General features: G+C 49.8%; 17 protein-coding genes and 1 pseudogene. 9 read left to right on the top strand and 9 right to left on the bottom strand.

Features of this window, described 5'->3' with window-relative positions; all coding sequences use genetic code 11:
- Positions 1-91 precede the first annotated feature (91 nt).
- The 6 genes from NT073_RS05970 (at position 92) to NT073_RS05945 (ending at position 4,157) form a co-directional block, all read left to right on the top strand.
- Entirely contained in the window at positions 92-379 is a 288-nt protein-coding gene (locus NT073_RS05970; RefSeq protein WP_297370259.1) for a type II toxin-antitoxin system HigB family toxin, read from the top strand.
- 13 nt (positions 380-392) lie between these two features.
- Positions 393-755, top strand: coding sequence for a transcriptional regulator (locus tag NT073_RS05965; RefSeq protein WP_297370256.1), 363 nt, complete (start codon positions 393-395; stop codon positions 753-755).
- Between the two features lie 109 nt (positions 756-864).
- Positions 865-1,173 (top strand): DUF3761 domain-containing protein, encoded by a 309-nt coding sequence (locus NT073_RS05960; RefSeq protein ID WP_297370254.1) that lies wholly within the window; start codon positions 865-867, stop codon positions 1,171-1,173.
- 53 nt (positions 1,174-1,226) lie between these two features.
- A complete protein-coding gene (locus NT073_RS05955; RefSeq protein WP_297370251.1) occupies positions 1,227-2,000 on the top strand; it encodes an HNH endonuclease in 774 nt (257 codons plus the stop codon).
- Between the two features lie 321 nt (positions 2,001-2,321).
- The gene (locus NT073_RS05950; protein WP_297370247.1) at positions 2,322-3,371 is read left to right on the top strand and encodes a ribonucleotide-diphosphate reductase subunit beta; all 1,050 of its coding nucleotides are present in this window, start codon (positions 2,322-2,324) and stop codon (positions 3,369-3,371) included.
- 111 nt (positions 3,372-3,482) lie between these two features.
- Entirely contained in the window at positions 3,483-4,157 is a 675-nt protein-coding gene (locus tag NT073_RS05945) for a class I SAM-dependent methyltransferase (RefSeq protein ID WP_297370244.1), read from the top strand.
- A gap of 19 nt (positions 4,158-4,176) precedes the next feature.
- On the opposite strand, the gene NT073_RS05940 is transcribed toward NT073_RS05945, so the two are convergent.
- From NT073_RS05940 to NT073_RS05930, 3 genes are all read right to left on the bottom strand, one after another.
- On the bottom strand, positions 4,177-5,124 hold the full coding sequence (locus NT073_RS05940; protein ID WP_297370241.1) for a glycosyltransferase family 2 protein: 948 nt from the start codon (positions 5,122-5,124) through the stop codon (positions 4,177-4,179).
- A 66-nt stretch (positions 5,125-5,190) separates the two neighbouring features.
- Positions 5,191-5,646 carry a regulatory protein RecX gene (locus NT073_RS05935; RefSeq protein WP_297370238.1) on the bottom strand — a complete coding sequence of 152 codons (456 nt, stop codon included), beginning with the start codon at positions 5,644-5,646 and terminating at the stop codon, positions 5,191-5,193.
- Between the two features lie 67 nt (positions 5,647-5,713).
- Entirely contained in the window at positions 5,714-6,715 is a 1,002-nt protein-coding gene (locus tag NT073_RS05930) for a nucleoside hydrolase (protein WP_297370235.1), read from the bottom strand.
- Positions 6,716-6,816: 101 nt separating this feature from the next.
- Between NT073_RS05930 and NT073_RS05925 the strand changes: the two genes are divergently transcribed.
- A complete protein-coding gene (locus tag NT073_RS05925; protein ID WP_297370232.1) occupies positions 6,817-7,989 on the top strand; it encodes a glutathionylspermidine synthase family protein in 1,173 nt (390 codons plus the stop codon).
- Between the two features lie 74 nt (positions 7,990-8,063).
- A complete protein-coding gene (locus NT073_RS05920) occupies positions 8,064-8,411 on the top strand; it encodes a DoxX family protein (protein ID WP_297370229.1) in 348 nt (115 codons plus the stop codon).
- Between the two features lie 3 nt (positions 8,412-8,414).
- Here the strand turns inward: NT073_RS05920 and NT073_RS05915 are convergent, their stop codons facing one another.
- Entirely contained in the window at positions 8,415-10,178 is a 1,764-nt protein-coding gene (locus NT073_RS05915; RefSeq protein WP_297370225.1) for a glycoside hydrolase family 9 protein, read from the bottom strand.
- A gap of 627 nt (positions 10,179-10,805) precedes the next feature.
- Between NT073_RS05915 and NT073_RS05910 the strand changes: the two genes are divergently transcribed.
- Positions 10,806-11,498: a TetR/AcrR family transcriptional regulator gene (locus NT073_RS05910; protein ID WP_297370223.1), complete on the top strand. Its 693-nt coding sequence runs from the start codon at positions 10,806-10,808 to the stop codon at positions 11,496-11,498.
- A gap of 93 nt (positions 11,499-11,591) precedes the next feature.
- Here NT073_RS05910 and NT073_RS05905 read toward each other — a convergent pair.
- From NT073_RS05905 to NT073_RS05885, 5 genes and pseudogenes are all read right to left on the bottom strand, one after another.
- Positions 11,592-12,536, bottom strand: a pseudogene (locus NT073_RS05905) (glycoside hydrolase family 65 protein); the annotation flags it as partial.
- A gap of 152 nt (positions 12,537-12,688) precedes the next feature.
- A complete protein-coding gene (locus NT073_RS05900) occupies positions 12,689-14,044 on the bottom strand; it encodes a vanadium-dependent haloperoxidase (protein ID WP_297370220.1) in 1,356 nt (451 codons plus the stop codon).
- Between the two features lie 102 nt (positions 14,045-14,146).
- The gene (locus NT073_RS05895) at positions 14,147-17,494 is read right to left on the bottom strand and encodes a VCBS repeat-containing protein (RefSeq protein ID WP_297370217.1); all 3,348 of its coding nucleotides are present in this window, start codon (positions 17,492-17,494) and stop codon (positions 14,147-14,149) included.
- Between the two features lie 81 nt (positions 17,495-17,575).
- Positions 17,576-21,034, bottom strand: coding sequence for a VCBS repeat-containing protein (locus NT073_RS05890; RefSeq protein WP_297370207.1), 3,459 nt, complete (start codon positions 21,032-21,034; stop codon positions 17,576-17,578).
- Between the two features lie 205 nt (positions 21,035-21,239).
- A complete protein-coding gene (locus NT073_RS05885; RefSeq protein WP_297370198.1) occupies positions 21,240-22,721 on the bottom strand; it encodes a RagB/SusD family nutrient uptake outer membrane protein in 1,482 nt (493 codons plus the stop codon).
- Positions 22,722-22,838: the final 117 nt, after the last annotated feature.

The raw sequence follows: 22,838 nt of genomic DNA, 5'->3' as shown, positions 1-22,838 counted from the left end.
AACGGACGGGGGTAGTTTCCGGGAAAACAGCCTGCTCGCAAAGGATTGTTCCAAATTTGGGAACATGCTCTTAATTCAATACGTTTGTCTAATGCGAATCATTGCAAAGGGTACACTGCGGGAATTTTGGGAACAGAATCCCGATGCTGAAACAGGTTTGCGGTTTTGGTATGCCAAAATCAGCGCAAGTGACTGGAACACGCCAAATGATGTTATCAACGGCTTTAACGGTGCTGATACTGTAGGTAATGGACGTATTGTCTTTAACATCTGCAAAAACAAATACCGTCTTATTGTCTTCTTTCGATACGACATTCAAATTGCTTATATCCGGTTCATCGGCACTCACAAAGAATATGATGCAATAAATGACATATAAACCCTCTGAAACCATGAGCGAAATGATAATCAGGCCCATTAAAAGTGCCAGTCAGTATGAACAGGTGATGGCACAGATTGACCAGTTACTAGATTGTCCACCCAATTCGCCGGAAGCTGATCTGCTGGAAGTTCTCTCAATTTTAGCGGATGACTATGAGAACAAAACAACACCTATTTTACCACCAGACCCTATTGATGCAATCCGTTATCAGGCCGACGAACTAGGTCTGTCATCAAAAGAGTTAGCGGCTTTACTGGGGGGTAAAAATCGCTTATCAGAGGTATTGAATCGTAAGCGCCCTTTAACGTTGAAGATGATAAAAACCCTGTTTCAACAGTTACACATCCCGGCAGAAAGCTTGCTGGCAGCTTAAGAGAGTCAGTAAACACTTAATCTGGCCGAAGCAGCCATTCGGAAATGGATAGGAGAAAACATACCGGACGAACACTTAGGCCTAACCTCTACTCAACGTTTTCAAGTCTGTGCGTCCCTATCTGCTCCTCACCGTTATTTTCTTACTCAACGCGGTTTCGTGGATCACCGAAGCACAAACCCCGGCCTACCGTTCGCGCCCCCCGGTTCGGCATCATCGCACCCATCGACCGACTCGCCCGGCAGCCGCTTCGGTTGACTACTATACCAATAGCGCCGGTAACCGGGTTCAATCGCCGACTTTTTACACGGCTCCACCGTCGGGTGCTACAGCCGAGTGTCGGGATGGTACTTACAGTTTCAGCCAGTCAAGGCGCGGTACCTGCTCGCGTCATGGCGGGGTAAAACGCTGGATTTGAGACAAAGGAGTGATTTATAATACTAGACAAGCACAAAACGGTTATTTTCGCACATGGCAAAATCTCCGAACTGGACTCGGGAAGAACTCATAGTAGCGTTTAACCTTTATCTGAAATTGCCTTTTGGGCAAATGCATAAGGGTAATGCCAAGGTAAAAGAGTTAGCGGCCATTTTGGGACGTCGTACACCCGATTCAGTGGCGATGCGACTCACAAATTTTGCCAGTGTTGATCCTTATCATCAAAATCGTGGTGTAAAAGGAATGAGTGGGGGCTACAGTCAGGTAAAACCGATCTGGGATGAGTTCATCAACAACCAGGAAGAATTAGTTTTTGAAAGCGAACGAATTCTGGCTGGATACAAACACGAAACCATAGAGGAAGCCTACCCGGAAATCGAGTTCGACCTTAAAGATTTGAAAGGTGAGACGAAAACCCGTTTGGTAAAAACCCGCGTTAACCAAAGCGTTTTCAGGCAAATGATTTTGAAAACATACGAAAGTCGGTGTGCTATTTCGAGTATTGATCTACCTGAGTTACTGGTTGCCGGCCATATAGTCCCTTGGTCTGAAAATGAGCATGAACGGCTCAATCCTGAAAATGGAATTTGTCTGTCGCACTTGTACGACCGAGCTTATGAGAAAGGTCTGATTTGTATTGATACCGGCTACAAGCTACTGCTATCAAAGCAATTGAAAGGACATATAACGAAGGAATTCTATCAGCAATTTTTCGGACGCTTCGAGCATCAGTCAATCCGAATCCCAAAATCATACCAGCCGAAAAAAGAATTTTTAGAATACCGCTTAGAACGGTTTCAGATGTAAGCAGTGCCTGAAGGTAAAGGAGTTAATCAACGACGTCCGTTTCGTATGGAGTCGACTCATATAGGAACAGTGTACCGAAAAGATGATGTTGTCTTTATCACTGAACTATTCCAAGAACTTCCGTACGTCCCGAAAACACCACTTGCTAATTATCAGCACGTTACGACGTTTCATCATTTATATCCTGCCAGTTATCTTACCTGTTGGGCTTGCAGAAGCGACCAGAAACCTTAATTTTGTTAATCTTATTTTCATCGCATAGCTAGCCGCCCAGCTCATTCGACCGGTTGGGTATTTACATAAAAAACGCATTCCGGATACATGGTACAGACTGACGTAATTGAACCGATTTTAGAAGAAGACAAAGGCCGCTTTGTCCTGTTTCCTATCAAACACTGGGATATTTGGGAGTACTATAAAACCCACGAAGCATCGTTCTGGACCGCCGAAGAAATCGACCTCGGCCAGGACATGAAAGACTGGAACAGCCTCAACGACGGCGAACGCCACTTCATTTCGCACGTGCTGGCCTTCTTTGCCGCGTCGGATGGGATTGTGAATGAAAACCTGGCGGTCAACTTCCTCTCGGAGGTGCAGTACGCCGAAGCTAAATGCTTCTACGGGTTTCAGGTGATGATGGAGAATATCCACTCCGAGACCTACTCCCTGCTCATTGACACTTATATTAAAGATCCCGCAGAGAAAGACCGACTGCTGAACGCTATCGACACCATTCCATGTGTGCAGAAAAAAGCCGATTGGGCCCTTCGGTGGATTGATAACGGTTCGTTTGCCGAGCGGCTCATTGCCTTTGCCGTGGTTGAAGGCATTTTCTTCTCAGGCTCCTTCTGCTCCATTTACTGGCTCAAGAAACGGGGTATGATGCCCGGCCTGACGTTCTCCAACGAGCTGATCTCCCGCGACGAAGGTTTGCACCGCGATTTTGCCTGCATGCTCTACACCGATCACATTGTCAATAAACTGCCGGAGTCGGAGATTTACGACATTATTCGGAATGCGGTTGAAATTGAACAGGAGTTCGTGGCCGATGCGCTGCCCGTATCGCTCATTGGTATGAACGCCGAGTTAATGAAGCAGTATATCGCCTTCGTAGCCGATCACCTGCTGGTAACGCTTGGTCTCCGGAAAATATACAACGTAACCAACCCCTTCGATTTCATGGATATGATCTCGTTGCAGGGCAAAACCAACTTCTTCGAGAAGCGCGTGGGCGAATACCAGCGTGGCGAGGTAATGTCTAAATTCAAGGCCATGAAAGCCGCTGCCCAACAGCCTCAGGATGCCGAGAATCCGGCACCCGTTGTTGTTGCGGAAGAGCCCAAAGGCATTACGTTCGACGCCGATTTCTAAAAAAGCCTAGACCGTTAACACAGAAAAGTCTCCTTACAGCTTGTAGCTTAGGGGGACTTTTCTATTTTTAGCCAATTGCCATCTCAAACGGCGTTTACTCAACTGTTATTAGTGAATCGACTCGACGTTATTAAGGCGCTCATGCGTCAGAAAAAGCTTAGAAATTACCTCGAAATTGGCGTTGAAAACGGACACATTTTCTTCCGGATCAAAAGTGCCTTCAAGATTGCGGTTGACCCTAAGTTCATCTTCGATATCACCCGCCGATTTGGTAAGGTGATCATCAATCCGTATAACATCAATAACCAATACTTCGAGAAAACCAGTGATGAGTTTTTCGAGCGGGATGCCCAACAGGCTTTTTCTGCCAGAAAGATACAACTGGCGCTCATCGATGGCATGCACGAGTACCGGTTTGCCCTCCGCGACGTGGAGAATACCCTCCGTTATATGGAGGACGACGGCGTTATTATTATGCATGACTGCAATCCACAGACGGTGGGTGCTGCCGGGCGCTTTGAAGACTGGGAAACGGGCGAATGGAACGGCGACGTCTGGCGAACGATCATTCACCTACGCAGCCAACGACCCGACCTGAATGTGTTCGTACTCGACTGCGACCAGGGACTTGGCATTGTTACCCGGCAAAAACCCGAATCGGTCCTTGATTTCACCCCGTCTCAAATTGACGCACTTACATACGACGAGCTGGTGCTGAACCGTAAAAAGTGGCTCAACCTAAAGCCCGAAGCTTATTTTTACGATCATTTTGGCTTGAGTAAGTAAGCGTCGATGCCACCTTCGGCTACCGAATGGGCTGTCTGTATCGCAGGCTTTCCCGTATGGGGCTGCCCCGCCCGATAAACCAGGCCAAACGCCCGTAAATAGGGTCCCGGCGAAACTTCCGGCCATTTTTAATGAAGTAGTACGCTCTGAACAAAGCTCGTTCGGGCCAGGTATGGTACTTTCGGAAGTAATGAAACAGGGAGATGTAGTATTCTTTCTCGATGTCATAATTTCGGGTTGTACTTTGCCCGGTAAAATGAACATACTCGGCCTGCGGCACCAGATATGATTTATACCCTTTCAGCAGCAGCCGCTTGGCCAGATCTTCCTCCTCGACGTATAGAAAATGAGCCACATCGAAGCCGCCAATCAGGTCGAATGCCGATGCCCGCACAAAGAGCGTGCTGCCCATTACAAAAGGGACCTGTAAAGGCTCAGTGTACACTTGCCGGACGGATGGGTAAAGCGCTGGATTAAGTGACCGGACAAAACCATGGCCCAGAATTTTGCTGGCCAGGGTGGGCAAATAACCAAACGTAACCTGCCTGGATCCATCGCCCGCAAACATTTGCGCACCACACAGACCCGCATCGGGAGTGCTGTCCATGAAAGTGGCCAGTTGCGTGCACACGTCGGTTCGTAACACACAGTCGTTGTTCAGGAAGTAGTAGTAGTCAGTCGTTGGGTCGGCTAGTTGAACACCCAGCATGTTCCCACCCGAAAAACCCAGGTTAATACGACTCCGAATCAGCTGAATGCGCGGTCCATCTGCCGGGCCGTGGCCAACGATGGGCTTAAGTGCTTCATAATCCGTTATGACCGAGTTATTATCGACAACAATAATCTCGTACTCAACGCCACCATTAGCTACGGATGCGGTCTTGTCAAGTATCGAATCGACACAGTCGTACGTAAACTGATGCGAGTTGTAGTTGATAAGGATAATAGAGACTTTTCGCGACTTCATACCCGCAAAGAACCGGCAATTGTCGGGGGAAAGCAACCCGCCATTAACACCTCATGTTTCTCTGCGCTATTCCTCACCTAATACAGAAAAGATCAGATCGGGCTCGTAGCCCTTGCTGAGCGCATAACGCACAAGCTTTTGTTTGACAACAAGCGGGCTATCGCCCCGAAGGCTCTGCCGTTTTTTCGCTAATAAATCCGAGAGCGTCCCCCGGTAATCGTCGGGAGCAATTTCTTTCATGGCCTGATCGAGGTTGTAGCCAGTGATACCCCGCTGTTGCAGATGCTGCTTTATTTTCCGCTTTCCCCAACCTTTCACCCTGAATTTTCCGCCCGCAAATGACTTCGCAAATCGTTCTTCGTTCAGATAATTCTGCTGAATCAACTCGGCAATTACCTCTTCGGCATCGTCGCCCCAGATGCCCCACTCCTTCAGCCGGTCGCGGACTTCCTGCTGCGTACGTTCCTGATACGCACAAAACATAGCTGCCTTACGAAGCGCATCTTTCACTGATTCTGTCATATAAGAAGATAACACCACACAGGCCGAAATTGCTCACTGCATGGGTCGGAAATGGGCGTTTTTTACGTCAGTGCTTAACCGGCTGATGCTGCATTAACTCATTGATCAGCGTTTCGACTTCAGAGACTGGCTGGCTCACGACCAGGTATTCATGCCCTCTACCGGAATCGTTCCAGCCGTTGGAGCCGTCGGCATTCATCGTCAGCCGCCCCGATTTAACGGTATAATACGGTTCGTAGCCTTTCACCCCCACCAGTACGGCTGTCTGGTCCCAGCTCATCCGGCCGTTTTTATCCTCGGCCGCTTTAGGCAGCGAAATCCGAAAAACGTCTTTTACCGGACTATTCCGGATACGGTTATTTTGCGTAAGCGGCAGACCCGAATGAATCTGTTCACCTATTTCAAATCCACTCATTAAAATAGATGTGGGCCAGTTGTCGAAAACGACTTTCGACGAAGCTACATCCCGGTGGACATTGTACTCCCGACCACTCGGAAATTTGCCCGCCATGCTGACAAGCTTTTTTACTTTTTTCGTTACCAGTTCCTTGCCCGATAACCTGGAATACTGATCGGGTGGGGAGTTGAGCAGGTTAGCCAGATTGGTCAGGAAGCCGACCGTAATAATGGTAACGCTCTGGTCGGGTTGTTTGGCCAGAATTTGACGGTACAGCGCCACGGCATCCGGCACCTCGCTGTTCGACTTAATCCTGTGCGGATAACGTGCCACCAGTGTATCGGACCAGTGCTGCGTGTCTTTGTCGCCCACGGCTTCTCCTTTGGGGACGCCAATGGGTATGTTCGGGCGGTTAAAATAAGTGTTCAGCACACTCAGCACCGAGGTCACATTCGGGTAATTAGTACTGGCTATGGTGGCCAGGATACGCGCCTGTCCGGCATCGGCAAAGGCGTGAAGCATGGTAATGGCACCTACATCGTCGTAGTCCGGCCCCATGTCGGTATCGAAGATAATCGGAACCGGCTGGCTATTCGGGGCCGATTGTCCATACGATGAACCGGCTGTCAGAGCCAGTAACACACTGGCAAAAAATAAATAGGGTCGAATCATCAGGTTAAACGAGATTTGCAGGCCGGCTCATGACCAATTACCGGCCTGCGGAGTTATAAATTGATACGCTTCGTAATTCATCAGGAAAAGAACCAACTGCTATGATCTCCCTTACACCATTACATACACCCCCCACCACCCAGCTACGAAATCTTGGCTGGGACTGGATGCTCGGCCAGGATACACTACCTTACCTTGCCGATGAGGTTGTAACAATAAAGCCTACAGAAGCGGATGCCTACTATGAAGCGGCCAATGAGTTATTCGAGATGTTTATAGCCGCCGGGCAGCAGATCATCGACGAAAACCGATTTGCCGAAGCAGGCATTCCAGCCAATCTGGTTGAGCTGATAAAACTGTCCTGGAACGACGACCGTCATATCCACCTCTATGGGCGCTTCGATCTGGCCGGGGGCATCGATGAGCAACCCATCAAATTAATCGAGTTCAACGCCGATACCGCCACCTGTCTGCCCGAAACAGCCGTTGTTCAGTATGCACACCTGCGCGCCAACGGCCTCGACGACAGCCAGCAGTTCAACGCAGTGTTTGAAACCTTAACGGGCCAGTTTGAGGAACTCCTGGCCGTAAACCCCGACTTACAGCCAACGCTGCTGCTCTCAGCCATGCGGGGCTTTTCCGAAGATGACGCCAACGTAGCCTTACTGGGCGAAGCAGCCCGAGAAGCCGGTTATGATATTGAATTCGATTTTATCGATAATGTGGATTTTTCGGCAGAAGAGGGCATTTTCTGGCAAAATCCTAAGAACGGTCAGTTTGAAAAGCTGGACTTCTGGTTTAAGCTGGTGCCCTGGGAATCTATAGCCGAAGATGAGCCGGAACTGATTCAGATCCTGACCGAGATTGTGCGCAAGCGACTGGCCGTTGTGCTGAATCCGGCGTATACATTGCTGTTTCAGTCGAAATACATTCTGAAAGTCCTGTGGGAGCTATACCCAAATCACCCCCTGTTGCTCGAAACCGATACGAGGCCATTAACCGGAAAGCCTTGCGTTGAAAAAGTATTGTTTGGGCGGGAAGGTGCCAACACCCGTATTCTAAACCCGGACGGTAGCGAGCGGCAGACCACTGAAGGTGACTATGGCGATTATCCCAAGATTTATCAGGAATACGTCGATTTCCCGAAAGATTCGGCCGGCAATTCATACCAGGCTGGTGTTTTTTATGCTGGAGAAGGATGCGGACTAGGTTTCCGGCGTGGGGGGCTCATTCTGGACAACACGGCCGGTTTTGTGGGGCATATTGTTGAGTAACGCGTCAAAGTCAAGTTTATCGACTAGCTTAGTACGGCTCTGGCAAGTTTGCCAGAGCCGTTATTTAAACACGCATGTCTAACCTAAGCCTTTACATTCAGGCCGTTGTGTATATCGCTGCCGGGCTGAATCACTTTATTAGTCCCAAAACGTATTTGGCCATTATGCCGCCTTACATTCCGGCACACAACCTGATGGTTATTGTAAGCGGCATTGCCGAAGTCCTGCTGGGCGTTGGCTTACTTTTCCCAGCTACCCGTTCGCTATCCGCCTGGGGGCTTATTCTGCTGCTGATTGCGATATTTCCGGCGAATGTGTACATGGCCACGTCCAGCCGATTCCTTAAACTACCCGCCTGGATTCGCTGGGGGCGGTTACCGCTTCAGGGTCTGCTGATCTGGTGGGCCTATCAATATACGTAAGGACTACAACTTTGTTTGTAACGCTTCAATAGCTGCCGCAAGGTAAACCAGCGGGGCATTCCAGTTAATGGCAATCTCGTTGGAGGCATACGAACATGAATCATCCAGAAGCATTTCGTCGGCCGAAGTGGCGGTGTATCCGGGGCATTTGTCCTGCTTCGGTGCATTGCCGTTCGGTCCGCCCGATAATAGGCCCGGTACCGGTTCGGTGATTCCGTCGGCTACGGACGGCCGGTGGTGCGGATTCATAACCGGCTTATCACCAAACCCTGTTAGCAATGAATAGCCCGTTGCATTACGGCCTAATAGATAGTCGAGGTTGGTTAAGGCAAAGCGCAGGTAGCGGCCATCTTTGGTGAGGTTATACGCCTGAACCAACGCAATACCCTGGTTAGCGGCTACGGCACTACTTCCCCAAATATAATCCCGCGCCGATTTGCCCATTACCGTGCCATAGGCCTGCTGGTCTGTTCCCTGAATAAGGTCATCGGCAAAGGCAAGCAATTGCTTCTTCACCGACTCGCTTCCCTGTTTACCAAGGGGTGTAACCTCATTGGCAAAGCGGGCGAGCGTGTAATACCCCAACAGGCGAACCTGATTCCAGGAGGGTAAGCTCAGCTTCTCATCAAATTTTAGCTTCGCAGCCGTATAATAAGCATCATCTTTTGTTGTCACATACAGTTCAAGCGCGGCCCAAACCCACTCGTCGCTCGCATCGCGGTCTTCGTAACTCCCCGTTACCACATCGGGGTCGAACTGCGTATTCATCTCGTTCTGCCGATAAACGGCGTTGGGGTTTTGCTCAGCCCATTTCCAGGCTTTGACAGCCGCCGTCCGGCAAGAGTCCGACAGGCCGGGCAATGCTTTGTTGTACTGTTTGAATACCCGGCTAGCCTGGGCTAGTACAGCAGCAAAATCAAGGGTTGCGGTAATGCTTTTCTGGATCACATACCGGTCTTTTGTGGCTTTGTCGGGCATAACCATCCCATCGAAGCTTGGATTCGTCAACTTATGGTAAACGCCCCCATCGGCCGGGTCCTGCATGGTTAGCATCCAGCGGAGGTTCCAGAGCACTTCGTCCAGCAGATCGGGAACGGCATTGCCTGTTTCCGGAATATTGGTGTCGAACGATTTGGCATAGGCCGGAAAATCTTCGTACAGGGAAAGCAGCGTCCCCACCGTAATACCCGAATTGACAATATACTTATTGTAATCACCCGCATCGTACCACCCCCTGGGCGACGAAATAACCGTACCCACCGGGCGCCCCGGCGAAACAGCTGACGGATGAATCAACACCCTCGTGTCTGGATGCCCGGCCGGACGGGCCCATTTACCGGCATACCTGGCAGGTAGTTCGGTAGACACACGCTGGTAATAAAATCCTTTCAGGGCACCAATTGCCACGGCCCGGTGTACGTCCGGCCGAATCTCGACCGGATACGAATGACCCAAACCGGGTACGGCTAAAATGTAGGTCCCCTTCTGTTTAAAAGCCGAAAAATCAGCGAACTGGCTTACTTTACCCGAAATCTGGTTCTGTTTAGGGCCACTCAACGTACCCGTAAAGACAACCTTTTTATGGTCGGGAGTCATAAGCTGAAACTTGCCGGGCGCGGTAGATGCCCCTGCATCATGTACGATCACCGCCACTTTTACGGCATTAGGGTAAAACCCAACCTGATTAAGCCTAATATTTGTGGACAGAGATTGTCCATTGACCAGTTTGGTGGCTAATAAGAGAAGTATGATTAGAGAAACTCGCATTCGCTTTGCAAAAAAGAATGTTACACCAATAAATAAATCCTTAACAATGCACAGGCATTTCTAAATAGGGAGCAACATATGGTTCTATTTTACTTGTTTGTCTGCCCTTTATATTGGAGCCATATTTACTTTTTAGACTGAGACACATTCGGTCTCCGTCAAAAGTACTAGTTATAAGCCAGTTAGAACTCCGTTTGTCCTCTTGCTAAAGAAGGAGTTAGAAAAATGCTGATTTACTTATCATTTATCAGAGCTTATTATTGCGTAGAAATAGTAGAATTATATATACCAAATCTAAAATATATTTAATAAAAATTTACACTTATAAAGCACTGTGTCTTAAGTCGAAATCATGCCGCTTTCCATATACAGATACCTATATTCTTAAAATATAAATAGTCAGTTATTTGACTATCGATAAGTAAATAGTACAAAACAGTACATAAGAGCAAACACGCTACACACGCATTTGCCATAGAGCCTAGCCACCTTACTTGTTTAAATAAATAGTTTATAGTTATTTTTTTACTTACAGGATTCCACACTCGACCCAAACAGTGACCTAAAGTGACTTTTCTTACCATCATTAGTCAAAGAGGTGACATGTACTTGAATTACTGAACTATTATGCAGACCCCCATCATGGATAAGGATGAAAAAATTAGACGAAATCGCGCAAAGACCACACAGCGCATTGTCGAAGCTCTAGAAGAAGTCATAGCCGAACGCGGTATAGAGGGCGTAGGCGTAAACCGCGTTGCAGAAAAAGCAAATGTCAGCAAGGTACTGATATATAGGTATTTCGGCGGCATGGAAGGCTTGTTCGAATATTATGTAAAGATGGGGAAACTGTTTCCAATATTCACACCTTCTGTTTTGGATCAGATACGTCCACTACACGAATCGGATATTGCCCGAATCTGGTATCGGCAGGTCATCCAAACATATCGGTATTTCCGTACGTTCAAAGCCGCTCGTGAGATCCTCAAGGCAAGTGTTATCGAGAACGACCCTATCGCCGAAACAACGGCCCGCGCTCAGGATGAGGAAATGACGCGACTCGTTAGCCAGCTTTCTTTTGTAAAGGGAGCTGACACGCAGGCAATCTCAGCTATTATTCTCGGTGCGATGACGTACCTAACCATTATGGCGCAAAATGACCGGACTATGGTGAGTATCGACCTCCGGAGTGAAGAAGGCTGGAACCGCATTGAGAACGCGGTGAAAGCTATCTATATTTCACTCAATAAGATGGCGATCCATACCAAAGACGTTGAACTTGAACTCCAGTCTTCTCATTTCCCGGTAGCCCAATGGTAGTAACCTATAAAGCCGTTTACGGAGAGGCTGCGCCGTTATCACGAACGCCCGGCCCACCTGTAAACGGCTTATTTTTTATTTCAGTTGAATGGGCTTCATTCGTTCAAAGCGATATTCGAGCATTGACTTCGCAATTTCAGGCTTGAGCATCAGAATTGGCGGGTACATCCAAAGCTCGGTATCCCAGAATCCGTGACCATTGTAACCCAGGCCCGACAACCCCTTTGGCAACAGGCTGTAGCCGGTACCTTCCCGCACAAACGAGTAAAGACGATACCGAGCCTACCACGCTAAACCGGTAGGCTTCCTCCGCCTTAAGCCGCTTCTTGAACTTGGCGAGGTGCATGTTGTAATCCCAGTCTTCATGAATTACATCGGGTTCCTGCCCATGTGGTTCTTCGAAGATAAAACTATTGGAAGCCGCCACCGTATGCCGGCCGGATGGACTCTTGGCCACGGATGTCAGCAGGCGGATAGTTACGTGCGACCGATCTATTTCCGAATAGAAATTCTTGACTTCTTTCAGGTTTTCCGGCGTTTCAATTACGCTCATCGGAATGATCTCGCAGTCTTTCCTGGCTGTAATTTCTACCATTGTCAGTTGCGAAAAGGGCAGATGCCGCAGGGCTATCATCGTTTACTGAACACTTACTTTGTCTTTGTAGTCGAAGGTTGTGTGAGAGCAGCCTTCTGCATATCGAGCGTCTGCCGATAGTTGGCAATGTCTTTCGGACCAAGCAGTTGCCCATCGACATTGAGATTCATGTTGGCAAAGTTGAATACTTTCAGAATGTTCGACACTCGTCCGCGACCGTAGGTATCGAACGCGCCATTGAGCACCACATCCTTCACTTTCATGGGCTCCGGCGAAGACACCAGCCCAATCATACCGTTGGCAACGGTAATACCCTAATAATTAGCCGCATTTATATTCTGACCAACGATCTGCCAGGCGGCATTGTCGGGCTGATTCTGCGCTAGCACAGGTAGCCAGCCCGATGCGATGCACAGGCTGAGATGTACTATTCTTTTTATCATAGGTAGTTCTGGTTAAACAAAGACTAAAAATAATTCCATTTAGGCATAACCTATCGGCTGTATCCGCTACCACACGAACTTATTGGTTCTAACATGGAAAGACCTCTGCTAACAGTGTCGGCAGAGGTCTTTCCATGTTAGAACTAATAAACTTAGCGTTGTGCCACGGCTGACTTACGGGTATGTATTTTTTCGAGCACCCACTTGCCGACCTTTTCACCCTCAACCTGACCATTATCCAGTGCTGACCGATAGTGAATACCACCGTATAACCGGCTGATCGATGCTTCGTCAGCAGCGGCCCGGATAGATGGGAACGACCGCACACCGTGTCCATACGGGAACTCCGTAGAATCTGTAAAGGCGATGTTATCCCCCATAAGGCTTGTCAATACAGTAGCGGCTGCGGTAGAAATCACACTGTGCCCGCTTGGATACTCCGGAAACGGGGGCGTTTGCAGAAAAGGGGTCCACTTGGGATCAATCAACTTGTTGATAACCGTTTCGGGCCGGACGGTTTTACTGCGGTATTTTTCATCCCAGCACGAGATGAAGCCGTCGCTCAAGGCAAACGACGTGAGTGCGTAGGCTTCAACCGTTTGCATCATATTCAGTTTTTTCTTGCGGGAGATGGTCTGTGCAATGGCCAGCCAATGTCCGCCGGGTGTCATTTTCTTACTGGCGTACATCACATGCCCGGCCACGTTCATAACAAAGGCGTTATCGTCCCAGAAATAGGCAATATCCTGTTTCTGTTTATCGACGTTCTTTCCTGTCTGGTAAACCTCATCGAGCTCCTTTTCATAAGGGCTCCCCTTAACGAGGCTATATGGATGGGGGCGGGGCGGCATAAACTGGTTGCAGGTGTCCATGGCCCAGCAGCGTAGTTTGTTCCACTGCGGTTCGGCAGCGTCCATGTAAGCGGGCGGAGTAGGCACCCACGATCCTTCTTCGTTGGTCACGGTATGCTTAAACCCACGGGTTTGCTTGTAGCTATCCTTAGCCGCATAGTCCAGAATATGCTTGGCAACCGCTTCGCCATAGGCTATTGAGCGATCATACACCTCATCTGGAACTCCGTCTTTCTTGTACTGCTCGTAAAATGGTTTTTCGAAAGTATCGTAAAAGTCAACCGAGAAGGTCAGCGCACGGGCTACAGTCAGAAAAGCGCGGGTGCTGGCTAGCGGGAAACAATACTCTTTACCCGGCTCTGGCTTCGGCCCGCTCTGGAACCGCTTCAGCTTACCGCCCAGCGACTCATATTGCGCATCGAACGGTACTAATGCCTCGTAGCCAGCCAGATTGGCGTAGGAATAAATTCGACTGGCAACGGGGGGTGAGAAAATGTCGTGAATGACAACTTCCGTCAGTTTGTTCAGCGCCGAATTGTAATATTCGGGATTGGCCGCCTTTGCGTTATACTCAGCCGGGGATGCAGGCTTCTGGCAAGCGGTCAACCCAACCAGCACTACTGCCAGCAGATAGCCAAAGCGAAGCGAAACGTTCATACGATTAAATAGCAAGTTAGAGTAATAAGCAACCGCAAAGCTAATTGCCTAGAATTTACAAAATTAACGGAAAATATCAGACAAAAAGGAGATTAGTATCAACTACAGCGATTTGAATACCTGCATACCGGCGTCGTTCCGCGTTACAACGATGCGAACACCCTGAGCCGAACGTACGGGGCGAATATCCCGTATCTCTCCGTTGAGCAGGAAACCGGAATCTACGGGCGACAACGCACTAAAGTTTCCTTTGCCACCGTTCAGTAGCACCAGCCCATAACTGGCATCGTATCGGCCCTGATAGGTGCTGACCCCGTAAAAATTGCCTCCTCCCAGTATATCCAGATCACCATCCCGGTCGAAGTCGATGGCCTGTAGGGCAAATAACTTCGACACCTGCGCCATCATGGGCAGTTCATGCACAACAAACTTGCCGTTTTTATTCTCTAAATAGATCGAAGCGAACTCGTTAATAGTAAATTCATCGGCTCCTTTCAGCTCTTCATCAGTCAAAACATCATCAAGCGGCTTCCCGGCGAAGGAGACATAGTCGGTAAAGCGTTTGTTGATAATACTAGGCATTTGCTTGCCCAGCTCGTCTTTAAAGGCGAGTGGGTACCAGTCATCTCCGCGATTGTACGAAATGATCTGCTCAATACTCTGGTTGTTGTCCACATCCTTCACCAGCATCCGCAACTGCGAATCAGGCGTTTTACGGAATTTGGTGTTGGTGCCGATGTTCCCTGCTACAAGATCAATATCACCATCCCGGTCGAAGTCGGCGGCAATAAGGCGTTGAAAAAAGCCGTTGAGCGGGGTATCGGTAATGGATTTCACTTCTTGGAATTTCCCTTTGTCGTTGGCGAAAATGCGAATCGGCATCCAGTCGCCCGACACGATCAGGTCCTGGTCTTTATCCCCGTCATAATCGGCCCAAACGGCGTCGGTAACCATACCAACCGTTCGGAGGCCCGGTGCCAGCTTATCGATCTGATCGGTAAACGTGCCCTTGCCGTTGTTGATCAGCAGGTACGAATTAGGTGATTTGCCGTAGCCAAAACCCACTACACGCCCACCCACAAACAAATCCAGATCGCCGTCGTTGTCGACGTCGAAAGGACGAACACAGCTTTTGTTATCGTACATGGCAGGCAGCGCATTCATCGAACGGGTAAAACCTCCTTTCCCGTCATTCAGGTAAATTCGGTCGAACTGCTCCGGCATTTTGTTGTAAAACTCGTTGCCCCCCGACACAACATACAAGTCCAGGTCTTTGTCGCCATCGGCATCGAAGAAAACCGCGTCGACGTCTTCATAAACAGAGTCTTTCTTGAAGTCGGCCTGTACCGATGGCTTGAACGTTCCGTTCGCTTGCTGCACGAGTAAGCTACCGGCCTGCCACTTGGCACCACCGGCGTACAGATCGTCCAGACCATCGCCGTTTACATCCCCAACGGCCAGATGCGGCCCCTCGGTCGACACTTTGAACGGCATCAGCGACTCCCGCACGAAATCGAAATACTCCTTATTCTCCTTATGCTGGTACGGAATTGTATCGGCGGTTGATACATCCGCAAACAAGGGCTTTATGGGCGGATTTGTATAAACGAATCCGGCACCATCGAGTTTGGCATCGGCCTGTTTCAGCGTTATCGACTGATTCGTTTTTACGTTAGTGCGCACCTCCATTTGCTGATTCGGCCAGATAACGACCAGCGAATCAATGCTGGCCCGCTTGCCTAATCCAAACAACAGCTCCGGTGCCACCGACGACTCGAAGCCCCGCGTTGGCATCAGCTGCTGCATCATCAGGCTGTCTTTGCCGTATTTCAGGATGACCTTTGCTCCTACCCCAAAGGTGTTGGGCGAATCGCCTTTCAGCTTTATGGTCAGGTGGGTATTATCGGGAAACAACGTCGTGGCTTCATTGCGGTACAAACTGGCCGGGTCGTTGATGTTGTTGGTAATAAGATCCAGATCGCCGTCATTGTCGAGGTCGGCGTAGGCGGAGCCGTTCGAGTAATTGGGCAGTTCGAAACCCCAGGCCACCGATTTATCTTCGAAGCGCAACGAGGGTGTTCCCCGGTACAGGTAGTTATGCACTTTGCCTTCGGGCATGAGTTTAGTAGCCCGCTCATCGAGCGATTTCGAAGTCTCCATGGCATAGCGCAGGGAATCGTCAGCCGCAAATTTCACGTACTCCAGGTTGTTAGGTCGCCGGACAATGCCGTTCGTGATGAACAGGTCTTTAATCCCATCGTTGTCGTAGTCGGCCAGTAACGGCGACCAGCTCCAGTCGGTGGCCGCTACCCCCGACATGGCGCCGATGTCCATAAATTTTTTACCCGAAAGACTCAGTTGCAAACAATTCCGGCTGTACTGGTTCATGTAGCCGTACGCCAGCTTGTAAGTATAAATATCCAGCGGGTCTTCGCCCAGCGATGATTTCTCGACTGTTTCATCTTCGGGATACATATCGAGCGTGACTACATCAGCAAAACCGTCGTTGTTCACATCCCCAATATCGTTCCCCATCGAGAAGCGGCTGGTGTGCTGAAACGCTTTTTTTACGCTTTCGGTAAAGGTCCCATCGTGGTTATTGACGTAGTAATAATCGTCTTCGTGGAAATCGTTAGAGACGTAAATATCTTCCCAACCATCGTTATTCAGGTCAGCGACCGAAATTCCTAATCCATAACCCATTGCCGCGCCAAAGATACCCGCTCGTTCACTTACGTTCTGAAACCGGGCTATTTTCCCCGCAGGGGCTTTCCCGGATTTGGTTATGCTTTGGTTCTCGTACAGGTAATCGCCTGATTCGTTGTTCCTTAAATTACGGGCCGAGACGCGGTCGTAACTGCGGGAGGTATGAATGGCGTGATTGAGCAGGTAACAATCCAGATCGCCGTCGTGGTCGTAATCGAAGAAGGCGGCCTGGGTCGAAAAACCCGTAAAGTCCAGTCCGTAATCAGCGGCTTTCTCGGTAAACGTATTGTCGCCGTTGTTAATGTACAGTTCATTAGACCCTTCCTGACCCCGAAAATTGCCCACCGCGCAGACGTAAATATCAAGCAGTCCGTCGCCGTTGACATCGGCCATTGTAGAGCCTGTTTGCCAGTCCGCGAACCCTTCAACCCCCGATTTGGCGGTTATGTCTTCGAACTTGAAATTGCCTTTGTTGAGGTACAGCTTATTCTTCCCCTGATTGGATACAAAGTACAGATCGGTGAGGCCATCGTTATTGATATCGCCCGCCGAAACGCCCCCGCCATTGTAGAAATACAGGTAATCTAAAATATTGAGCTTTTCGGTCGGCACCAGTTTATTCACAAACCCTACGCCCGTCTGGGTCGAATCAAGCGACTCGAAAAGGGTTTTTTCCGATTTGAAGGAGTTACAGCCCGTCAACGCCACCGCGCCGACAAAAAGAAAGAGAGCAATTTGTTTCATGTGGTAATAGTGAGGAGTGAGGAACCAGGAATGAGGAGAAGACCACCGGATGGGTCCTGACTCCTCACACCTCGCACCTAACTACTTTAAAAAGAACACTTGTGCCTTGTCGTTATTTTTGGCGAGAATAATTTGCCCCTGTTTTAGTTGGGCGATGTGCCGAACCTGCCCACGGACGAAAAAGCCGGATACCGCCGGATTGACAGATTCGTACCGGATAGTGCCGTTGGCCGCTTTTCCCTTGTTGTGCAGGGTGACGCCATAACTCGCGTCGTAGCGCCCGATTTCGGGGAGTACATCCAGAAAGTTGCCGGTCAGCAGCAGGTCCGTGCGTCCGTCGTGATCATAATCGGTGAAGAGGGCACCACATACGGGCGAAAACTGAGCCTCGGCCGGTAAAGGCTGCAACGTTAGGTTTCCCTTTCCATCGTTCAGCAGAATGACAGTTTCACCCATGAATGCCTGTTTGATAACCGCCTGCTTCCGCTGATCCTCATCCAGCACATCAGTGATTTTCTTGCCCGCGTAGTCGACGTATTTCACATATTTCTTTTTGATCGTCGGCATGGCTTTCTGTAACTCCTGCTTCAGCACCATCGGGTATAAAGCGCCCGTTTCGTCGGCGCAGTTAATGATTTGCTCAACGGTGCCATTGTGGTCGAAATCGCCGGTGTAAAGTTCGGCGGGGATTGTCTGACTGGCTTTTATGCGGGAATTTGTGCCCAGATTGCCGATCACCAGATCCAGATCGCCATCGCCATCGGCGTCACCGGCGGTTACGCAGTTCCACCAGCCATTCGTTTTCAGGACATCACCCTGCGCGTTTTTGATGGTAAATTCGGCATTTTGACTTAGTTTTCCCCGCTTATTTTCGAATACCCGCACGGGTCCCCAATCGCTTACCACCACCAGTTCGGGGTACGAATCGCTGTTGAGATCGGCCCAGGTGGCATCGGTTACCATACCCAGTTGCTCCACGTCGGCCAGCGAGCGTTTTGTATAGTTTTTAAAGTTGCCAGTGCCGTCATTCGACAATAGGTAACTGGCCGGGTCTCGCCCGTACTGGCCGGGAATCATTCGGGAGCCGACAAACAGGTCGATGTCGCCATCCCGGTCGAAATCACCGGCCGCTACGCAGGAGCCGTTGGCTTTCAAATTGGGCAGCGCAGTTTCCGAACGGGTGAAATTCCCCTTGCCATCGTTGAGGTAAAAACGGTCCAGCAGCTCGTCAGTTTCTTCGCCAAACTCGTTGCTGCCCGATACCACATACAGGTCCAGGTCTTCATCGCCATCAGCATCGAACAGGACGGCGTCGACCGCTTCAAAGGTGGTATCCTGACGCATGGCCACGGGCGTTTTATCCACAAATCGCCCGGCGGTCTGCTGCACGAATAAGTGGCCCGAGTGCCCGCTGGCCCCGCCAAAGAACACATCGTCAAGCCCGTCGCCGTTTACATCGCCGGTTGCCAGTGCCGGGCCCTGGGTCGACAGTTGTTGCTTCAGTAAAGCATCCCGGTTGTAGTCGACAAAGGGGCTTTCCTGATGCAGATAGCTTAGTCCCGAAGCGGCAGTATTGTCCTGAAAAGAGGGTGTCTGACTGTTGACGGCAGGTTTCCAGAGCAGATTGGCATCCTGTTGCCGAAGTGTCAGCATCTGGTTGGCCTTCGGCTTACGTACCGTCTGCATTTTATCGTCTGGCCAGATAACAACGAGCGAATCAATTTGAGGGCCGGCCCCTAAACCAAAGAGCAGATTAAGGTCAACCGACGACTCAAAGCCCCGGTTCGGCATTTGCTGAAGCAACTGCGTCTGGCCGGGCTGGTATAAAAACACACGGGCTCCAATGGCGTTGCGGTTCATGCCGGTGCCTTCGAGCTTTATTTTCAGGAAGTTGGTGTTGTTTTTCTCGACGGATTGATTCTGGTAAATGGCCACCGGCGCATTCATGTTATTGACAATCAAATCCAGATCGCCATCATTATCCAGATCGCCGTACGCGGCTCCGTTGGAAAAATCGGGCTCCGACAGTCCCCAGTCGAATGCTTTGTTGGTAAACTGCAAGTTCCCTTCGTTGCGGAATGCGTAGTTCGGTACCCCTTCCGACGGGGCTTTGTCCAGAAACTCTTTGAAGTTAAAGGCCCGCTGCCGGGCAATCTGCGCCATGTTCTCGCGGTCGGCCAGGAAGTTAACAAAGTCCTGATCAGTTACGTCTTTGGCAATGCCGTTGGCTACGAAAATATCTTTCTGGCCGTCGTTGTCCATGTCGAACAGCAACGCGCCCCAACTCCAGTCGGTAGCCTGCACGCCGGCAAAGCGGGCGATGTCGCTGAAAACCGGCAGTCCCCCATTTCCCGGCTGGTTACCCTGATTCAGGTGCAGCATGTTCTGCATGAACTGGTAATGAAAATCCCGGCCCACTTTAATCTGCTCCAGATCGTGACTTTCGTAGCTGGAAGTACGCTTCAGCCGCCGGTCGTTGCCGGGCAGCATATCGGTAATGAAAATATCCAGTCGACCGTCGTTATTCACATCAGCCACATCGGCGCCCATGGACGACAGACTCGTGTGCGGCATCGACTCCTTAATCGACTCCCGGAACGTACCATCGTGATTATTGATGTAGAGGTAATCGCGTTCGTAGAAATCGTTGGAGATATAAATATCCAGCCAGTTATCGTCGTTTACGTCGCCAATGGTGATGCCCAGCCCAAAGCCAATCAAACTCCCATAAATCCCGGCCTTCTCCGACACATCGACAAACACCGGACCAGAGCCTATCTTAGCACTCTTTTTCTCTCCCTCATTCTTTTTACCGCCACCGGATGGCTCCTCGCTCCTATTTTCAAACAACTTATGTCCCCCCAGCGAATCGCGCTGCGACCGTAAGTTGGCATATTGCAGTTTCCCGACGGGCATGAAGCTGTTATTCAGCAAATACATGTCCAGATCGCCATCGCGGTCGTAGTCGAAGAAGGCGGCATGGGTGGAATAGCCCCGATCGTCGAGACCATATTCGGCGGCCCGTTCGGTAAAGGTGGGAATACCACTGGCATCGTTACCGTTGTTGATGAAGAGTTCATTAGCCCGGTCGTCGCCATCGCGGTTACCGGCATTACAGATATAAATATCCAGCCGACCGTCGCCGTTTACATCGGCAAAGGTGGCACCCGTACTCCACGCCCGTTTACCGGCCACACCGGCTTTAGCGGTAATATCCTCGAACTGGACTCCTCCCTGTTCGGCACCCGCTTTGTTCGTCGCTGTTCGGTTCAGATATAGTTTATTATCGCCCATATTGGCGATCAGGAGCACGTCCGACAGGCCGTCATTGTTCACATCGCCGATAGCGACCCCTCCGCCATTGTAAAAATTACGATAATTGAAGACGTTAAAGTCTTTGTCGTCGGTAATGGTATTACTAAAATTAACGTGGGTTTCTTCGGCGGTTAATTTTCGGAACAGGGGGTCTGCTGGTTGTTGCTGTTCAGAGCGGCAACCGACAAGCAGGCCTGTTGCCAGTACTAGTAAACTGATGCGCATTAGCACAGGTACGTGAATTATAAGAAAGTTATCGTTAAGACAAGTTATTTTTCAGGAGGGTTATTTTAGGAAATCGGGACTACAAAGATAACTAATTGGATAAGTTCTTACACGGCACAAATATGATTAATAGGCTTTTAATCAGTCAGAAATGAAACGAGCAGACCCGAATGAGCCTGCTCGTTTTCATTCCATATCAGGAAAATTAGTAACCAGGATTCTGTTTCAGGTTCGGGTTCAGCGACAGCTGATCCTTTGGTATTGGGAACAGTTGACGGAACGCCTGCGAAGCAGGTTTGAAGCGCCATGCCTTGGTGAACTGTCCGAAACGGATCAGATCCTGACGGCGGTGTTGCTCCCACGCCAGTTCACGACCACGCTCAGCGAGAATTTCGTCCAGTGTCAGGGTAGCGCTGGTATAATCCGGCATACCCGCCCGCTTGCGAACAATGTTGAAATCGGGCAAAGCAGCGCCCACATTGCCTAAACGGAAGTTAGCTTCCCCACGCATCATGTACACGTCGGCTAAGCGGTAGACTACGAAATCGTTGTCCTGATCGGTAAATGAGTTGTTCTTCTGGATTTCGTATTTCTGGCTACGAGCACCGGCCAAACGACCATTGGCACCGGCATCGAATGTAAACGATTCGATTTCGGGACGGAATACCATGTCCAGGGCGTCATCCTTCAAGGGTTTACCGGCAGCATCAAATTGCTGACCAACGATCCACTGCTTCTTCCGGACATCCTTATCATCAAACGAGTTATAGAACTCCGTTACCGTTGCCCAGCCGTTCCAGGGAGCTGTACCAATGTTATAGGTCAACTGGTTCAGGTAGTGAAGCGTTTTCATTTGTACGTTCATCCCGCCCCGTTTTGATTTATCAAAAGGAGTTGCCAGAATCGTTTCCTGAGAATTCTGGTTCTGGGTAGAGAAGTTACTGAGGTAGTCTCCGGAAATCTGGAATTTACCCGACGAAATTATGCTCGTGCAGCGCGTGATGGCATCGGCCCAACGAGGGGTACCCGTATATACCTGTGCGTTCAAATACATTTTAGCCAGAATCATATCGGCTACGTACTTGTTCATCCGTCCATAATACGAACCACCTGATACATCACTCAGGCTTGGATAGACCGCCAGCAGCTCTTTTTCGACCCAGGCGAATACATCGGCCCGTGTGCTTTGCTTCGGTGTAGCAGCGCCAACGGCGTCAGAAATAATGACATTACCAAACAGGTCCATGGCCTGATAATGGAAAAATGCCCGCAGAGCCCGCAACTCAGCTTTGGTATTGACATCCGTAACAGTACCTAACTGCTGGTTGATACTGGTGATGTTGTTGTAGCACCAGTTCCAGGGGCCGTTGAACTGACCGTTGTCGGTAATGGGGTCCCAGGTGTGCTGATACAAACGTTTCCAGTTATCACCGTCTTTCCAGTCACCACCCCGGGTTGGCACGATCTGCTCATCCGTGGTTGTATTCAGGTTGGACATGTTTCCGTAATAATCACCCAGTCCGTTGTAGAGAGGACCAATCAGTGCAGCCGCCTGTGCGGGTGTGCTACCGAAGGTGCTGCTGGTTGGAATAACGTCGTAGGTTGTCTCGGTCAAATCCGTACAGGACTGGCCTGCGAGCATCAGCGCCGAGCAGCCCAGAAGCAATTTTATATTTATTTGTTTCATAGAAGTTTTTGATGGTTAACTAGTTACAGCGTCAGTATATAAATAGGTACTAACGATGAGTCTACGCAAACAGAGTTAATAGACTGGCCATTTCTTTCACATAACAGCCAGCCTATT

The sequence above is a fragment of the Spirosoma sp. genome, assembly GCF_026391055.1.
Taxonomy (GTDB): Bacteria; Bacteroidota; Bacteroidia; order Cytophagales; family Spirosomataceae; genus Spirosoma.
This window is presented reverse-complemented; position numbering and strand designations above follow the sequence as displayed.

Bases quoted from the DNA above. Each gene is read 5' to 3' on its own strand.
- NT073_RS05970 (WP_297370259.1), top strand. From the start codon at position 92: ATGCGAATCATTGCAAAGGGTACACTGCGGGAATTTTGGGAACAGAAT.
- NT073_RS05965 (WP_297370256.1), top strand. From the start codon at position 393: ATGAGCGAAATGATAATCAGGCCCATTAAAAGTGCCAGTCAGTATGAA.
- NT073_RS05955 (WP_297370251.1), top strand. From the start codon at position 1,227: ATGGCAAAATCTCCGAACTGGACTCGGGAAGAACTCATAGTAGCGTTT.
- NT073_RS05950 (WP_297370247.1), top strand. From the start codon at position 2,322: ATGGTACAGACTGACGTAATTGAACCGATTTTAGAAGAAGACAAAGGC.
- NT073_RS05940 (WP_297370241.1), bottom strand. From the start codon at position 5,124: ATGAAGTCGCGAAAAGTCTCTATTATCCTTATCAACTACAACTCGCAT.
- NT073_RS05935 (WP_297370238.1), bottom strand. From the start codon at position 5,646: ATGACAGAATCAGTGAAAGATGCGCTTCGTAAGGCAGCTATGTTTTGT.
- NT073_RS05930 (WP_297370235.1), bottom strand. From the start codon at position 6,715: ATGATTCGACCCTATTTATTTTTTGCCAGTGTGTTACTGGCTCTGACA.
- NT073_RS05925 (WP_297370232.1), top strand. From the start codon at position 6,817: ATGATCTCCCTTACACCATTACATACACCCCCCACCACCCAGCTACGA.
- NT073_RS05920 (WP_297370229.1), top strand. From the start codon at position 8,064: ATGTCTAACCTAAGCCTTTACATTCAGGCCGTTGTGTATATCGCTGCC.
- NT073_RS05915 (WP_297370225.1), bottom strand. From the start codon at position 10,178: ATGCGAGTTTCTCTAATCATACTTCTCTTATTAGCCACCAAACTGGTC.
- NT073_RS05910 (WP_297370223.1), top strand. From the start codon at position 10,806: ATGCAGACCCCCATCATGGATAAGGATGAAAAAATTAGACGAAATCGC.
- NT073_RS05900 (WP_297370220.1), bottom strand. From the start codon at position 14,044: ATGAACGTTTCGCTTCGCTTTGGCTATCTGCTGGCAGTAGTGCTGGTT.
- NT073_RS05895 (WP_297370217.1), bottom strand. From the start codon at position 17,494: ATGAAACAAATTGCTCTCTTTCTTTTTGTCGGCGCGGTGGCGTTGACG.
- NT073_RS05890 (WP_297370207.1), bottom strand. From the start codon at position 21,034: ATGCGCATCAGTTTACTAGTACTGGCAACAGGCCTGCTTGTCGGTTGC.
- NT073_RS05885 (WP_297370198.1), bottom strand. From the start codon at position 22,721: ATGAAACAAATAAATATAAAATTGCTTCTGGGCTGCTCGGCGCTGATG.